14 protein-coding genes are annotated in these 15,113 nt (G+C 71.9%); 13 read left to right on the top strand and 1 reads right to left on the bottom strand.

Features of this window, described 5'->3' with window-relative positions:
- Positions 1–6 precede the first annotated feature (6 nt).
- From ACH4TV_RS36410 to ACH4TV_RS36350, 13 genes are read left to right on the top strand one after another with little or no spacing between them, the layout of a single operon-like run.
- Entirely contained in the window at positions 7–1,539 is a 1,533-nt protein-coding gene (locus ACH4TV_RS36410) for a right-handed parallel beta-helix repeat-containing protein (RefSeq protein ID WP_398405557.1), read from the top strand.
- 1 nt (position 1,540) lies between these two features.
- Complete coding sequence (locus tag ACH4TV_RS36405; protein WP_398405556.1) at positions 1,541–2,845, top strand: O-antigen ligase domain-containing protein; 1,305 nt, start codon at positions 1,541–1,543, stop codon at positions 2,843–2,845.
- A gap of 2 nt (positions 2,846–2,847) precedes the next feature.
- Positions 2,848–4,089 (top strand): glycosyltransferase, encoded by a 1,242-nt coding sequence (locus tag ACH4TV_RS36400; protein WP_398405555.1) that lies wholly within the window; start codon positions 2,848–2,850, stop codon positions 4,087–4,089.
- Positions 4,086–5,336, top strand: a complete 1,251-nt coding sequence (locus ACH4TV_RS36395; RefSeq protein ID WP_398405554.1) for a class I SAM-dependent methyltransferase — start codon at positions 4,086–4,088, stop codon at positions 5,334–5,336. The genes ACH4TV_RS36400 and ACH4TV_RS36395 overlap by 4 nt, the downstream gene beginning before the upstream one ends.
- Positions 5,333–6,127, top strand: coding sequence for a glucose-1-phosphate cytidylyltransferase (locus ACH4TV_RS36390; protein WP_398405553.1), 795 nt, complete (start codon positions 5,333–5,335; stop codon positions 6,125–6,127). Before ACH4TV_RS36395 ends, ACH4TV_RS36390 begins: the two co-directional genes overlap by 4 nt.
- Positions 6,124–6,771: a PIG-L deacetylase family protein gene (locus ACH4TV_RS36385; RefSeq protein WP_398405552.1), complete on the top strand. Its 648-nt coding sequence runs from the start codon at positions 6,124–6,126 to the stop codon at positions 6,769–6,771. Before ACH4TV_RS36390 ends, ACH4TV_RS36385 begins: the two co-directional genes overlap by 4 nt.
- Positions 6,772–6,774: 3 nt before the next feature.
- A complete protein-coding gene (locus ACH4TV_RS36380) occupies positions 6,775–7,800 on the top strand; it encodes an NAD-dependent epimerase/dehydratase family protein (RefSeq protein WP_398405551.1) in 1,026 nt (341 codons plus the stop codon).
- A complete protein-coding gene (locus ACH4TV_RS36375) occupies positions 7,797–9,071 on the top strand; it encodes a DUF4910 domain-containing protein (protein ID WP_398405550.1) in 1,275 nt (424 codons plus the stop codon). The genes ACH4TV_RS36380 and ACH4TV_RS36375 overlap by 4 nt, the downstream gene beginning before the upstream one ends.
- A gap of 5 nt (positions 9,072–9,076) precedes the next feature.
- Positions 9,077–10,375, top strand: a complete 1,299-nt coding sequence (locus ACH4TV_RS36370) for a hypothetical protein (protein WP_398405549.1) — start codon at positions 9,077–9,079, stop codon at positions 10,373–10,375.
- The gene (locus ACH4TV_RS36365; RefSeq protein WP_398405548.1) at positions 10,372–11,319 is read left to right on the top strand and encodes a glycosyltransferase family 2 protein; all 948 of its coding nucleotides are present in this window, start codon (positions 10,372–10,374) and stop codon (positions 11,317–11,319) included. The genes ACH4TV_RS36370 and ACH4TV_RS36365 overlap by 4 nt, the downstream gene beginning before the upstream one ends.
- Positions 11,316–12,566 carry a polysaccharide pyruvyl transferase family protein gene (locus tag ACH4TV_RS36360; RefSeq protein ID WP_398405547.1) on the top strand — a complete coding sequence of 417 codons (1,251 nt, stop codon included), beginning with the start codon at positions 11,316–11,318 and terminating at the stop codon, positions 12,564–12,566. Before ACH4TV_RS36365 ends, ACH4TV_RS36360 begins: the two co-directional genes overlap by 4 nt.
- Complete coding sequence (gene rfbC, locus ACH4TV_RS36355) at positions 12,563–13,114, top strand: dTDP-4-dehydrorhamnose 3,5-epimerase (protein ID WP_398405546.1); 552 nt, start codon at positions 12,563–12,565, stop codon at positions 13,112–13,114. The genes ACH4TV_RS36360 and rfbC overlap by 4 nt, the downstream gene beginning before the upstream one ends.
- A gap of 7 nt (positions 13,115–13,121) precedes the next feature.
- Positions 13,122–14,447, top strand: coding sequence for a glutamate-1-semialdehyde 2,1-aminomutase (locus ACH4TV_RS36350; protein ID WP_398405545.1), 1,326 nt, complete (start codon positions 13,122–13,124; stop codon positions 14,445–14,447).
- Positions 14,448–14,449: 2 nt separating this feature from the next.
- Here the strand turns inward: ACH4TV_RS36350 and ACH4TV_RS36345 are convergent, their stop codons facing one another.
- A complete protein-coding gene (locus ACH4TV_RS36345) occupies positions 14,450–15,112 on the bottom strand; it encodes a phosphatase PAP2 family protein (protein WP_398405544.1) in 663 nt (220 codons plus the stop codon).
- Between the last annotated feature and the right edge of the window lies 1 nt (position 15,113).

Below are 15,113 nucleotides of genomic sequence, written 5' to 3'. Positions count from 1 at the left end.
GGACGTGTGAGGTTCAAGTGGCGGAACCGGTCGCCGGCGGCGGCACCGCTGGCGCTGCTTCTGCTGGCGGCGACCGGCTGCGAGAGCACGCCGGGCGCCCCGGCGGAGCCGACCCGTGCGCCGTCCACCGCAGCCTCCACGTCCGTGGCCCGGGTGTGCGCCAAGCCCGCGGCCGGCCCGGCGACGGCGCCGGCGGACGCGGTGACGGTCGACCCCGCGGTGGTCGGTGACCTGGCCGCGAAGACCAGAAGCAACCCGCCGAACACCACGTTCTGGCTTCGACCGGGCACCCACCGGCTGGAGCCGGACCGCTACGCCCAGGTCATCCCCAAGGCGGGGAACCGCTACCTCGGTGCGCCGGGCGCGGTGCTCGACGGCCGGAAGAAGAACCAGTACGCGTTCGGCGGCGGTGCCCGCGACGTCACCATCCGCTTCCTGACGGTGCAGCGTTTCGTGGCGCCGCCCGACGAGGGCGTGGTCAACCATGACTCGGCCGACGGGTGGGTGATCGAGCACGCGACGATCCAGTACAACTCCGGTGCCGGGCTGATGGCCGGTGCCCGCCAGCAGGTCCGCGCCAACTGCCTGCGCGAGAACGGTCAGTACGGCATGAACGCGTACAAGGCCGGCGGCACCATTCGCGGCCTGGTCGTCGAGGGCAACGAGATCGTGGGCAACAACACCGGCGACTGGGAGCGGCGACGGGAGGGCTGCGGCTGCACCGGCGGCATCAAGTTCTGGGCCGTCGACGGCGCCGACGTACGTGACAACTGGGTGCACGACAACCGCGGAACAGGGTTGTGGGCGGACACCAACAACAACGACTTCCGCATCGAGGACAACGTGCTGGAGGCCAACGACGGTGCCGCGCTGATCTACGAGACCAGCTACAACGCGGTCATCCGGAAGAACACGATCCGGCGGAACAACTGGGTCGAGGGCCGCAGACAGGCCGAACGCGGTGACGACTTCCCGTTCGCGACCGTCTACCTCTCCGAGTCCGGCGGCGAACCACGGATCAAAGCCCGCACCGACAAGATCGAGATCTACCAGAACGTGCTGGAGAACAACTGGTCCGGGATCACCCTGTGGGAGAACGCCGACCGGTTCTGCAACAGCCCGGCCAACACCTCGTCCGGTGACTGCACCATGCTGGTGCCGGACACCGACCGCTGCGCGCAGCCGGCGATCGCCGAGCCACCGCTCTACGACGACTGCCGGTGGAAGACCCAGCGGGTGGACATCCACGACAACCGCTTCGTGCTGGACAAGTCCGTCGTCAAGTGCACCTCGAAGTGCGACCGTATGGCGGTCCTCGCCAACTACGGCACCTATCCGGACTGGTCGCCGTACAAGGCCGAGCGGGTGTCCGAGGCGATCACCGGCAAGCAGGGCAACCGCTGGCACGACAACGTCTACCTCGGACCGTGGAAGTTCGTCGCCCACGACCCGAGCCGGGTACTCACCTTCGGGGAGTGGCAGGGCACGCCGTACCAGCAGGACGCGGGCAGCACCTTCCGCACACGGGCCGGTGGTTGAGATGGGCGTGGACCTGCGGCGCGGTGGGCTGCCGGGCGGAGCGGACATGGCGGGCACGCAGGCCGGGGCCGAACCGCACCCCGCCGGCACACCGAGGATCGTCGGGATCGTCTGGGGACTGCTGATCCTCAACACGCTCGGCTCCGCAGGGGCGAAGACCATCGTCCCGCTGCCCCGCTCCCTCATCCAACTGGTCACCATGGGCGCGCTGGTCGCCGCGTTCACCCTGGCGCTCGCGGTCAATCTGCGGCTGCGCATCCGAGCCAGCTCCTTCGTGCTGCTGCTCACCCTGCTGCTGGTGCCGAGCCTCATCTCCAGCCTGCAACTGGAGTCCGGGCTCGGCGCGCTGTTCCGCTGCACCCGGCTGGCTCTGTTCATCGGCACGCTGTGGCTGCTCAGCCGCTGGTGGGACGGCGGCCTGACGTTCGTCCGGCACCACATCCGGATGTACTTCGCGGTGCTCGGGTCGGTGGCCGCCGGCCTGGTGATCTCGCCGGGCGCGGCCATGCCCGAGCTCTACGGCGGGCGCCTGGTCGGCGCGTTGTGGCCGCTCACCCCGCCACAGATCGGACAGTACGCCGCGGTGATCATCGGGCTCACCGTGCTGCTCCTGCTGGGCCGCAGGACCGACCGGGCCGGCGCGGCCGTGGTCATCGTGCCGTCACTCGTCCTGCTCGCGTTGACCCATACCCGCACGGCCACCCTCGGCCTGTTGATCGGGCTGACCCTGGCGATCGGCTCGCTCATCCTGACCAGCGCCGCCGCCCGCCGGTTCTTCACCTGGACGGTGGTGTGCGCCGCGGTGGCCGCGGTGGGGTTCGGCTCGATGGTCCAGGCCTGGTTCCTGCGCGGACAGAGCCAGGAGAACTTCACCAGCCTCACCGGTCGGGCCAAGGTCTGGGACGCCCTGCTGGCAGCGCCCAGGACGACTTCGGAACAGCTGTTCGGCGCGGGCCTGGGCGACAAGTCGTTCGGGGGACTGCCGATCGACAACAGCTGGCTGGCCGTCTACCAGGAGCAGGGTCTGACCGGCGTCACCCTGGTGGTGGCGATCTTCGTCGTCCTCGCCGGCGTCGCGTTGCTGCGGCCGCCGTCGCTGCAGAGGGCCTGCGCGCTCTTCCTGATCAGCTACTGCGCGATCGCGTCGTACACCGAGGCGGGGCTGGGCGACGCCTCGCCGTATCTGCTGCATCTGGCCCTGGCCGCCTCGCTGCTGGCGACACCGGCCGCGGCCACTCCCCCATCGGCACCCGAAGCCCCTCGCCGGCCCGTCCCGCGCTGGGCCCGTAGATCGGAGGTGATCTGAGCATGCACGTCCTCGTGGTGCACAACCGCTACGCCTCGGCGCAGCCGAGCGGGGAGAACAAGGTCGTCGACCAGGAGGTGGAGCTGCTGCGCGCCGCCGGCCACCGGGTCGAGGTGTTCGAGCGGCGCAGCGACGACATCGCCGCCCGGTCCCTGCCGGGCAAGGCCGCGGTGGCGCTCCTCGTACCGTGGAACCCGGCTGTCCGCACGGAGCTCGCCGCCCGGCTTCGCGCCGGGCGACCGGACGTGGTGCACGTCCACAACGTCTTCCCGCTCCTGTCGCCCGCGGTGCTGGCCGCCTGCGCCGACGCCGGAGTGCCCGCCGTCGCCACGCTGCACAACTACACCCAGGTCTGCCCGCCCGGCACGCTGCAACGGGACGGCCGGCCGTGCACCGAGTGCGTCGGGTCCACGCCGCTGCCCGCCGTCCGGCACGGCTGCTACCGGAACTCCCGCCTCGCGACGGTGCCGCTCGCGGTCAGCCTGTCGGTCAACCGGCGGCGGTGGTGGTCCGGCGTGGAGCGGTTCTTCTGCATCTCCGCGGCGCAGCGCGACGTCCTGGTGCGGTCCGGCATGCCGGCCGAGCGGCTGTCCGTGAAGCACAACTTCGTGCCGGAGCCGGACGTCCGCCGAGCGGGCGACGGCGAGCACCTGCTCTATCTCGGCCGGCTCGCGGAGGCCAAGGGCGTACGGCTGCTCATGGCCGCGTGGGACGAGATCGCGGCGAGCGGTGGTGTGGGCGCGCCGCTCGTGATCGCCGGCACGGGGCCACTGGAGCCAGAGGTGACCGCCTGGGCGGCGGGCCGGGACGACGTGCGCTACGTCGGCCTGTACGACCCGGCTCAGTGCCGTCAGGCCATCGCGCGGTCGGTCGCCGTGGTGGCTCCCTCGACATGGCTGGAGGCGTTCGGCCTGGTGGTCGTCGAGGCGATGGCGGCCGGGGTGCCGACCGTCGCCGCCGGTCACGGCGCCTTCGTCGAACTCGTGGAGGACGGCGTGACCGGCCTCCTCCACCGGCCGGGCGAGCCCGCCTCGCTCGCGTCGTGCATACGCCGGATCACGGCCGAGCCGGCCGGCAACCGGGAGATGGGCCGGGCGGCCCGGCGCCGTTACGAGCAGGGCTTCAGCCCGGCCGTCGGCCTCGATCGCCTGATGGAGGGGTACCGCACCGCGATCGCGGGGCGGTCCGGCGGCGGGGACAGCCCGCCGCCGGTGGGGACGGAATCAATGGGGGGCAGTAAATGACACGATGCCGACTCTGCGGCTCGGGGGCGCTGGAGAGCGTCGTCGATCTCGGAGCGACCCCGCCGTGCGAGAGCTTCCTCGCGGCGGACCAACTGGACCAGCCGGAACCGGCGTACCCGCTGCATCTGCGGGTCTGCACCGACTGCTGGCTGGCACAGATCCCGCCGCTGATCACGCCGGAGGAGACGTTCAAGGAGTACGCGTACTTCTCCTCGTACTCGACCTCCTGGGTGGAGCACGCGCGTACGTTCGTCGCCGACGCCGTACAGCGGGTGGGGCTCGGCCCCGACGCCTTCGTGGTCGAGGTCGCGAGCAACGACGGGTACCTGCTGAAGCACGTGGTGGACCGGGGGATCCGCTGCCTCGGCGTCGAACCGTCGGTGAACGTCGGCGCCGCGGCGCGGGACGCGGGTGTGCCCACGCTCACCGAGTTCCTGAGCCCGGACACCGGCTCGGCCGTCCGCGCCGAGCACGGCCCGGCGAACCTGGTCGTGGCCAACAACGTGTACGCGCACATCCCCGACGTCGTCGGGTTCACGCAGGGGCTGCGCGCCCTCGTCGCCGACGACGGCTGGGTCTCCATCGAGGTGCAGCACCTGCTGACCCTGATCGAGGAGAACCAGTACGACACGATCTACCACGAGCACTTCCAGTACTACACGGTCGCGTCCGCGATCCGGGCGCTCGCGAGCGGCGGACTCGCCCTCGTGGACGTCGAGTTGCTGCCCACGCACGGCGGCTCCATCCGGCTGTGGGCCCGGCCTGCCGAGGCGGCCGGCGAGCCGACGCAGCGGGTGGCCGACGTGCTGGCCCGGGAGAAGGCCGCCGGGCTGCAGGAACTGTCCGGGTACACCGAGTTCTCCGCTCAGGTGGCCAAGGTGCGCCGGGACCTGCTGCGGTTCCTCATCGAGGCGGCCGAGCGCGGCGAGACGGTCGTCGGCTACGGCGCCCCGGGCAAGGGCAACACCCTGCTCAACCACTGCGGCATCCGGCCCGACCTGCTCGCCTACACGGTCGACCGCAACCCCTACAAGCACGGCAGGTTCACCCCGGGCACCCGCATCCCGATCCTGCCGCCCGAGCAGATAGCCGTCGACAAGCCGGACTACGTCCTCGTCCTCCCGTGGAACCTGCGGGCCGAGCTGGTCGAGCAGCTGTCCTTCGTGCACGACTGGGGCGGCCGGCTGGTCTTTCCCATCCCGGAACTGAGCATTGTCGAGAACGCGTCTCGAAAGGGCACAGCATGAAGGTCGTTCTGTTCTGCGGCGGTTACGGGATGCGGATGCGCAACGGAACCTCCGACGACGTGCCCAAGCCGATGGCGATGGTCGGCCCGCGACCGCTGATCTGGCATGTCATGCGCTACTACGCGCACTACGGGCACACCGAGTTCATCCTGTGCCTCGGATACGGGGCCCACCACATCAAGGACTTCTTCCTCAACTACGAGGAGACGGTGTCCAACGACTTCGTACTGCGGGGCGGGCGCACCGAGTTGCTGTCCACCGACATCGCCGACTGGACCATCACGTTCGCGCAGACCGGCATCGAGTCGCCGATCGGCGAGCGGCTGCGCCGGGTGCGGCACCACCTGGACGGCGACGAGATGTTCCTCGCCAACTACGCGGACGTGCTCACCGACGCCCCGCTGCCGGAGATGATCGAGAAGTTCGCCCTGCGCGACGCCGGTGCGTCGATGATGGTGGTGCCGCCGCAATCGTCGTTCCACTGTGTGGAGTTGGGCGAGGACGGCATGGTGGGGGGCATTACCGCGGTGAGCGACATGCCGCTGTGGGAGAACGGCGGCTACTTCGTGCTCCGTCAGGAGGTCTTCGACCACATACCGGAGAACGGGGACCTGGTCGCCGACGGATGCGCCCAACTGGCCAAGCAGGGGCGGTTGGTGGCGCATCAGCACCGCGGCTTCTGGAAGCCGACCGACACCGTGAAGGAACGGGCCGCGCTCGACGACGCGTACACCCGGGGCGACCGCCCGTGGGCCGTGTGGGAGCGGGACGGCGCGGGGGTGGGCGCGTGATCCGGCTCGGGGCCGGGCGCCTGGACCGCGTCGTCGCGGTGGGCGCGCACTGCGACGACATCGCCATCGGCGCCGGCGGCACGCTGCTCGCGATGTGCCTCTCGCGGCCGGGCATCCGCGTCGACGCGCTGGTGCTCTCCGGCGGTGGCAGCGAGCGGGAGCAGGAGGAGCAGGCCGCGCTCACCGCCTTCTGCCCGGGCGCCGACCTGCGGCTGACCGTGCACAAGCTGCCGGACGGCCGCCTGCCCGTGCACTGGGAGGAGGCCAAGGCGGCGGTCGAGGAACTGCGCGGGCGGACCGACCCGGATCTGATCCTCGCCCCGCGCACCGATGACGCCCACCAGGATCACCGCGGCCTGGCGAAGCTGATACCCACCGCGTTCCGCGACCACCTCGTACTTGGCTACGAGATCGTCAAGTGGGACGGCGATCTCGGCCGTCCGACCACGTACCAGCCGCTGTCGCCGGAGATCGCCGAACAGAAGGTGCGGCTGCTGCAGGAGCACTACCCCTCGCAGCGGCACCGGCCCTGGTACGACCGGGAGGCCTTCCTCGGTCTCGCCCGGATCCGCGGCATCGAATGCCACGCGCGCTACGCCGAGGCGTTCGCCGTCACCAAACTCACTCTCGACCTGGGGGAATGAACCTTGCGCGTACTGCTGACCGGACATCAGGGCTACCTGGGCACCGTGATGGCCCCGGTCCTCACGGCCGCCGGGCACGAGGTCGTCGGCCTCGACGCCGGCCTGTTCGCCGACTGCGTGCTGGGCGAGCCCCCCGCGGACCCGCCGGGGCACCGGGTGGACCTGCGCGACGTCACGGCCGAACACGTGGCCGGGGTGGACGCCGTGATCCACCTGGCCGCGCTCTCCAACGACCCGCTGGGATCGCTGGCGCCGGACCTCACCTACGACATCAACCACCACGCCTCCGTACGGCTGGCCCGGCTGGCCCGCGACGCCGGAGTGCGGCGCTTCCTGTACGCGTCGACCTGCTCGGTCTACGGTGCCGCCGGCGGAGACGGCCTGGTGACCGAGGACGCCCCGCTGCGCCCGGTGACGCCGTACGCGGAGTCGAAGGTGCGGGTGGAGGACGACCTGCACGCACTGTCCGACGGCGACTTCACCCCGGTGTACATGCGCAACGCCACCGCCTTCGGCTACTCACCCCGGCTGCGCGCCGACATCGTGCTGAACAACCTGGTGGGCCACGCACTCCTGTCCGGTGAGGTGCTCGTGCTCTCCGACGGCACCCCCTGGCGCCCGCTGGTGCACGCCGCCGACATCGCCAGGGCCTTCACGGCCGCGCTGACCGCGCCGCGCGAAGCGGTGCACGACCGGGCGTTCAACATCGGCAGCGAGGTCAACAACGTCACGGTCGCCGAGATCGCCGAGCAGGTCGCCGAGGCGGTGTCCGGGGCCAAGGTGAGGATCACCGGGGAGAACGGTGCCGATCCGCGGTCGTACCGGGTGGACTTCGCCCGGTTCCGCGCCGCGATCCCCGGCTTCGACTGCGAGTGGACGGTTCTGCAGGGCGCCCTCGAACTCGCCGACGCCTACCGCAAGTTCGGACTCACCAAGGAGGACTTCGAGCAGCGTTTCACCCGCCTCGCCGTGCTGCGCGCGGCGTCCGAGGCCGGCACCGTCGACGACACCCTGCGGCGGCGCGGATGACCGCGGCCGGCGAGGAGATGCACACACTGGTGGAGCGGCTCTACCCGCTGTGCCGGAGCATCACCGGCGACGGTGTGCGCGCCACCCTGGAGATCGTCGGCGAGTACGTCCCACTGCAGCTGCACGAGGTGCCGACCGGGACGCAGGTGCTCGACTGGACGGTGCCGCAGGAGTGGAACATCCGGGACGCGTACGTCGCCGACGCCACCGGAAAACGGGTCGTCGACTTCGCCGAGTCCAGCCTGCACGTGCTCGGCTACAGCGTGCCGGTGTCGGCGACCATGCCGCTGGCCGAGCTGCGCGAACACCTGCACACCCTGCCGGACCACCCGTCCTGGGTGCCGTACCGCACCAGCTATTACAAGCCGGACTGGGGATTCTGCCTGGCCCAGGAGACCCTGGACGCGCTGCCGGACGGCGACTACGAGGTGCGCGTCGACTCCACACTCGCCGACGGCCACCTCACCTACGCCGAGCACGTGGTCCCCGGGCAGGTCCCCGACGAGGTGATCGTCTCCTGCCACGTCTGCCACCCGTCGCTGGCCAACGACAACCTGGCCGGCATCGCGGTGGCCACGTTCCTGGCCCGCGCGCTGGCCGAGCAGACGCCGTACTACACCTACCGGTTCATCTACGCGCCCGGCACCATCGGGGCGATCACCTGGCTGGCCCGCAACGCGGAGCGGGTCGAACGGGTCAAGCACGGGCTCGTGCTGGCCTGCGCGGGCGACTCGGGCCAACTGACGTACAAGCAGAGCAGGCGCGGCGACGCGGAGATCGACCGGGTGATGCGGCACGTGCTGGCCGCCTCCGAACGCCCGCACCGCGTCAACGAGTTCACTCCGTACGGCTACGACGAGCGGCAGTACTGCTCGCCCGGGTTCGATCTCGGCGTGGGCTCGCTCAGCCGTACCCCGTACGCCGGTTACCCCGAGTACCACACCTCGGCGGACAACCCGGACTTCGTCTCCCCGGACGCGATGGAGGACACGCTCGCCGTCTGCCGCGAGGCGTTCGACGTCCTCGACCGCAACCGGCGGTACGTCAACCTCAGCCCGTACGGCGAACCACAGCTGGGCCGACGGGGGTTGTACGACGCGCTCGGCGGCCGCAGCGACACCAAGCAGGCCGAGATGGCCATGCTCTGGGTGCTCAGTCTCTCCGACGGCGAGCACGGTCTGCTGGACATCGCCGAGCGGGCCGGGCTGCCGTTCGACGCCGTCGCCGCCGCGGCCGACGCCCTGCACGGCGCCGGGCTGATCAAGGCGTGAAGCCGATGGCCACCGAGGGGGCGAATCCGCGGACGACGGCGTCACCGGCCGGGTCCGCCCGGCGGGCCGTCGTCGGCCGGTTGTCCTGGGGGCTGGCCGACCAGGCGGCCTCCAGCATGACCAACTTCGCGGTGGGGATCTACGTGGCCCGCTCGCTGGGCGTGACCGCGTTCGGCGTGTTCGGCCTGGCGTGGGTGACCTACGGCGTGGTGCTCAGCGTCTCCCGCGGCCTGGCCACCGACCCGCTCGTGGTGCGCTTCAGCGGCGTGCCGGACGCTTCCTGGCGCGGGGCGGTGGCCCGGTCGTCGGGTACCGCGCTCGGCGTCGGCGGTGCCATCGGCGCGGTGTGTCTGGCGATCGGCCTTGCTCTCGGCGGCAGCGTGGGGTCCGCGTTCGCCTGCCTCGGCGTCATGCTGCCGGGGCTGCTGCTGCAGGACGCCTGGCGTTACTCGTTCTTCGCCGCCGGCAACGGGCGGAAGGCGTTCGTCAACGACCTCGTGTGGGGCGTCGCGCTCGTCCCGGCCATGGTGGTGGCTGCCCACGCGGGCAGCGTGGCCGCCTTCGTGCTCGCCTGGGGCGCGTCCGCCGCGGTGGCCGCGGTGTACGGCTGCTTCCAGTCCGGGATCCGGCCGCGGATGACCGCGGCTCGCCAGTGGCTGCACGAGCAGCGCGATCTCAGCTACCGGTACCTGGTCGAGAACGTCGGCGTCAGCGGCGCGAGCCAGCTGCGGGCGTACGGGCTCGGCGTGATCGTCGGGGTCGGCGCGGTGGGTGCGGTCCGGGGCGCGGAGCTGCTGCTCGGCCCGTTCCTCGCCGTACTGATGGGTCTCTCGCTGGTCACCGTCGCGGAGGCGGCACGGGTGCTGCGGCGGGCCCCGCACCGACTGGCCACGTTCTGTCTCCTGCTCGGCGCCGGGCAGGCCGTCGCCGCGCTGCTCTGGGGTGCGGCGCTGCTGCTGGTGCCGGACCGGCTCGGCGAGTTCGTGCTCGGCGGCGTCTGGAGCTCGGCCTCGGAGCTCATCGTGCCGGCCACCCTCGGCGTCGCGGGCGCCGGCCTCGGCACCGGCGCGGCGGCCGGGCTGCGCGCACTGGGCGCGGCCCGGCGCAGCCTGCGCAGCCAGCTGTTCGCCTCCTCCTTCTATGTCGGCGGCGGACTCGGCGGGGCGGCCGTGGCCGGCACGGTCGGCTCGGCCTGGGGCGTCGCCGCCGCGACCGTCTGCAGCTCGGCCGTCTGGTGGCTGCAGCTGCGGTCCGCCCTGCGCGAGCGCCACCACAAACCCATTCCCGAAGTGAGGACCTCATGACCGCGCAACCCAGGCTGAGCATCGGCCTGCCCGTGTTCAACGGCGAGGAGTACCTGGCCGAGTCGCTCGACGCCCTGCTCGGCCAGACCTACGAGGACTTCGAGCTGGTCATCTCCGACAACGCCTCGACCGACGGGACCCAGGACATCTGCCGCCGGTACGCCGCGAAGGACTCGCGCATCCGGTACCTCCGGCTGCCCCGGAACATCGGCGCCGCGCCGAACCACAACCACGTGTTCACCGAGTGCCGCGGCGAGCTGTTCAAGTGGGCCTCGCACGACGACCTGTACGCCCGGGACCTGCTGCTGCGCTGCGTCCAGGCGCTGGACGAGCGGCCGGACGTGATCCTCGCGCACAGCGGCCAGGCGGTCATCGACGGCGACGGCAAGGTGAAGGTCCCGTACGAGTACGGGCTCGCCACCGACTCACCGCACGCACCGGAGCGCTTTCGCAGCCTGCTGTTCGAGCCCGGGGGCGACGACTTCTACGGAGTGATGCGGGCCGACGTGCTGCGCCGGGTGAAGCCGCACGACAGCTACCACCACGCGGACCGCACGTTCGTCGCCGAGATCACCCTGCACGGGCCCTTCCACCAGGTCCCGGAGCTGCTGTACTTCCGCCGCGACCACCCCACCCGCGCCGAGCGGGCGAACCCGTCCAAGCGCTCCCGCTGCGTCAACCTGGACCCGCGCCGGGCAGGCCCGCTGCACCCGACGCCCCGACTGCTCGCCGAGTACGTGTGGGGCTTCGCCTCGGCGATCCGGCGGGCGCCGCTCTCCCCGGCCGACCGGCGCGCCTGCTACCGCCACCTGGCCGCGTGGATGACCAGCCGCGTCCGGCCGGGCGCCGGCGAGCGGGTGGAGGACCGTGCCCCGGTCGGCCCGGGCGGACTCACCGTCTCCGTCGACGCCCTCGTCGCCGGCCGTGAGGGGAGGCAGGCATGACGTCCGCGGACGAAACCCCGGTGCGCGTCGGGGTGTTCGGCCTGCTCGGCTCCGGCAACCTCGGCAACGACGGCTCGCTCGAAGCAGTGCTCGGGTACCTCCGCGCCGAGCACCCGAAGGCAGTCGTGGACGCGCTGTGCGGCGGACCCGAGGTCGTCACGGCCCGGTACGGGATCCCCGCGACGCGGCTGCACTGGTACCGCGGCGAGTACCGCACCGCGTCCCGAGCGGGCGCGATCGTGGGGAAGGGCCTGGGCAAACTCGTGGACGCCTTCCGCACCGCTGCCTGGGTGCGCCGGCACGACGTGGTGATCGTGCCGGGCATGGGCGTCCTGGAGGCCACGCTGCCGCTGCGGCCGTGGGGCTTCCCGTACTCGCTGTTCCTGCTCTGCGCGTCCGGCCGGCTGTTCGGCACCCGGGTCGCGCTGGTCGGCGTCGGCGCCGCCGCGATCGGCAACCGGCCGACCCGGACCCTGGTGCGCTGGTCGGCGCGGCTGGCCGCCTACCGCTCGTACCGGGACACCTTGTCCCGCGACGCGATGCGGGCAATGGGCGTGGACACCGCGCGCGACGAGGTCTACCCGGACCTCGCGTTCGCCCTGCCGGCGCCACCGGCCGGCGCATCCTCGGACCCGCTGGGCCCGGTCTGCGTCGGCGTCATGGACTTCCACGGCGGCGACGACGACCGTGCCCGGGCCGAGGAGATCCACCGGCGCTACCTCGACGGGACGACCCGTTTCGTCCGCGCGCTGGTCGAGGACGGCAGGCCGGTACGGCTGCTCACCGGTGACGAGTGCGACGCCCCGGTGGTCGCCGCGATCCTCGACGCGGTGGACTCGCCGCTGGTCACCGCCGCGGAGGCGGCCTCGCTGGCCGACCTGATGAAGGAGACGGCGGCCGCCGACACCGTGGTGGCGACCCGGTACCACAACCTGGTCTGCGCCCTGAAAGTCGGCACGCCGACGCTCGCCCTCAGCTATGCGGCGAAGAGCGACGCGCTCATGGACCGGATGGGCCTCGCCGCGTACTGCCACCCGGCCCGCGAGGTCGACGCCGACCGGCTGCTGGAGCAGTTCCGGGCGCTGGAAAAGCGATCGGCGGAGCTGCGGCGAACCCTCACCGAGCGGAACCTGGTCGCCACCCGGCAACTCGGGCACCAGTTCGCCGCCTTGACCTCGGCCTTGTTCCCGGCGACCGACCACGCCCACGCGCATGCCCACGCCCACGCCCGGCAGGAGACTCCATGAAAGCGACCGAAGTCCCGGAGATCGCCGGCGCGTACCTCTTCGAGCCGACGCCGTACGCCGACGAGCGCGGCTTCTTCTGCCGCACCTTCGACGCCGACGTGGTCCGCTCGGTGGGCCTCGACCCGGACGCCTTCGTCCAGGACAGCCTGTCCCGCTCGGTCCGGGGCGTGCTGCGCGGCCTGCACCTGCGCTCCGGCGCCGGCGAGGCCAAGCTGGTGCGGTGCTCGTACGGGATGGTCTTCGACGTCGTCGTGGACCTGCGGACGGACTCGCCTACCTACCGCAACAGCGCCTTCTTCGAGCTGTCCGGCGAGACCCAGGCAACCCTGTACATCCCGGCGGGGTGCGCGCACGGCTTCCAGGCCCTGACCGAGACCGCCGACACCTCGTACCGGATCGACCGCCCGCACGATCCGGCCGAGGACGTGACGATCGCCTTCGACGACCCGGAGCTCGCCATTCCCTGGCCGCTGCCGGCCACATCGATGTCCCAGCGGGACCGGGAGGCGCCGAGCCTCGCCGAGGTCCTGAAGCAGAAGGAGAGCTGAAGTCACCGTGGACACCGAAGAGTTCAGCCTTCCCCGGTCGCGGACAGCGAACGAGCGGCTGCACGCCCTGATCCCGGGGGGCGCGCACACCTACGCCAAGGGCGACGACCAGTACCCCGAGAACCTGGCCCCGGTCATCAGCCACGGCCGCGGTGCCCACGTGTGGGACATCGACGGCAACCGCTACATCGAGTACGGCTCCGGCCTGCGCTCGGTCAGCCTCGGCCACGCCCACCCACGCGTGACCGAGGCGGTGCGCCGGGAACTCGACCGCGGCAGCAACTTCGTCCGGCCGTCCATCGTCGAACTGGACGCCGCGGAACGCTTCCTGGCCACGGTGCCGACCGCCGAAATGGTGAAGTTCGCGAAGAACGGCTCCGACGTCACCACCGCCGCCGTACGCCTCGCCCGCGCCGTCACCGGACGCCCGCGGGTGGCCATCTGCGGCGACCACCCCTTCTTCTCCACCGACGACTGGTTCATCGGTACGACGCCGATGTCCGCGGGCATTCCGGCGGCGACCACCGAGCTCACCGTGTCCTTCCCGTACGGAGACCTGGCCGCCACGGAGGAGCTGCTCACCCGGTACCCGGACGAGGTCGCCTGCCTGATCCTCGAACCCGCCGGCCACACCGAACCGCCGTCCGGATACCTCGCCGGCCTGCGCGAGCTGGCCGACCGGCACGGCTGTGTGCTGATCTTCGACGAGATGATCACCGGCCTCCGCTGGTCCGAGGCGGGCGCCCAGGGCCTGTACGGCGTCGTCCCCGACCTCTCCACGTTCGGCAAGGCGCTGGGCAACGGGTTCGCCGTCTCCGCGCTGGCCGGGCGCCGCGACCTGATGGAGCGGGGCGGGCTGCGTCACTCCGGCGACCGCGTATTCCTGCTGTCCACCACGCACGGCGCGGAAACACACTCCCTGGCAGCCGCGATGGCCGTGCAGACCACCTACGTCGAGGAGGGCGTCACGGCGCGGCTGCACGCACTCGGCGAGCGGTTGGCAGCCGGTGTCCGCGCCGCCGCCGCCGGCATGGGCGTCGGCGACCACATCGTCGTCCGGGGGCGGGCCAGCAACCTGGTCTTCGCCACGCTCGACGAGAACGGGCAGCCGTCGCAGGAGTACCGCACCCTGTTCCTGCGCCGGCTCCTCGCAGGCGGGGTGCTGGCCCCGTCGTTCGTGGTGAGCAGCGCGCTCGACGACGCCGACATCGACCGCACCGTCGACGTGGTCGCCGAGGCATGTGCGGTGTACCGGAAGGCACTGGACGCCGCCGACCCCACCCCCTGGCTGGCCGGACGACCGGTGAAGCCTGTGTTCCGCCGTTTGGCCTGACGTCAGCGACGGGTCGGCCGACCGGCGTCGGCCGCGCGGTCGACCAGCCACGCGGTCGCCGGTGTCACCGCCAGCGCGGTGCACCAGCCGCCGAGGACGTCGGTCGGGTAGTGCGCGCCAAGGGCGACCTGCGCCCAGCCCATGGCGCCGCCGCCGACCAGCCCCGCGGCGAACACGAGTAGCGTGCCGGCCGTCCTGCCGAGGCCGAGCCGGCCGGCCGCGAGCAGCGCCACCATGAGGGCGAACGCGGTGAGGAAGGCGGTGTGCCCGCTCGGGTAGGACAGGTTGTCGTCGCCGTGGATGGTGCGGCCCACCAGGGGCTTGAGCAGCGTCGTCGTCGCCACGGTCAGGCCGGCACCGGCGACGACGAGCACCGCCGCGCGAGGCCACCGAAGCAGCAGGCAGCCCGTCACAGCGGCGACGACCAGCAGCGCCGCTCCGACGGGCTCCCCCAGAAAGTCCGTGGCCAGAGCGACGTTCCGCCACGGCGGCCGCACACTGTCCGCCGTCGGCCGGACGACCCACCTGTCCACTGTGCCGGGCTCGCTGTGGCCGGCGTACAGGACGCCGAGCACGACGACCACCAGCACGCCGAAGGCCGCGATCAGCCCGAGCCACCCACGCAGCGCCGGGGGCAGCACCGCGGGCACCGATCGGCCGGTCACA

The sequence above is a fragment of the Streptomyces sp. NPDC020898 genome, from assembly GCF_044333925.1.
Lineage (GTDB): Bacteria > Actinomycetota > Actinomycetes > Streptomycetales > Streptomycetaceae > Streptomyces.
The sequence above is the reverse complement of the archived record's forward strand: the minus strand, read 5'-3'. Positions and strand labels throughout refer to the sequence as shown.

Excerpts from the sequence above, each read along its gene's own strand:
- ACH4TV_RS36405 (WP_398405556.1), top strand. The coding sequence starts at position 1,541 with ATGGGCGTGGACCTGCGGCGCGGTGGGCTGCCGGGCGGAGCGGACATG.
- ACH4TV_RS36400 (WP_398405555.1), top strand. The coding sequence starts at position 2,848 with ATGCACGTCCTCGTGGTGCACAACCGCTACGCCTCGGCGCAGCCGAGC.
- ACH4TV_RS36395 (WP_398405554.1), top strand. The coding sequence starts at position 4,086 with ATGACACGATGCCGACTCTGCGGCTCGGGGGCGCTGGAGAGCGTCGTC.
- ACH4TV_RS36390 (WP_398405553.1), top strand. The coding sequence starts at position 5,333 with ATGAAGGTCGTTCTGTTCTGCGGCGGTTACGGGATGCGGATGCGCAAC.
- ACH4TV_RS36375 (WP_398405550.1), top strand. The coding sequence starts at position 7,797 with ATGACCGCGGCCGGCGAGGAGATGCACACACTGGTGGAGCGGCTCTAC.
- ACH4TV_RS36370 (WP_398405549.1), top strand. The coding sequence starts at position 9,077 with ATGGCCACCGAGGGGGCGAATCCGCGGACGACGGCGTCACCGGCCGGG.
- ACH4TV_RS36365 (WP_398405548.1), top strand. The coding sequence starts at position 10,372 with ATGACCGCGCAACCCAGGCTGAGCATCGGCCTGCCCGTGTTCAACGGC.
- ACH4TV_RS36360 (WP_398405547.1), top strand. The coding sequence starts at position 11,316 with ATGACGTCCGCGGACGAAACCCCGGTGCGCGTCGGGGTGTTCGGCCTG.
- rfbC (WP_398405546.1), top strand. The coding sequence starts at position 12,563 with ATGAAAGCGACCGAAGTCCCGGAGATCGCCGGCGCGTACCTCTTCGAG.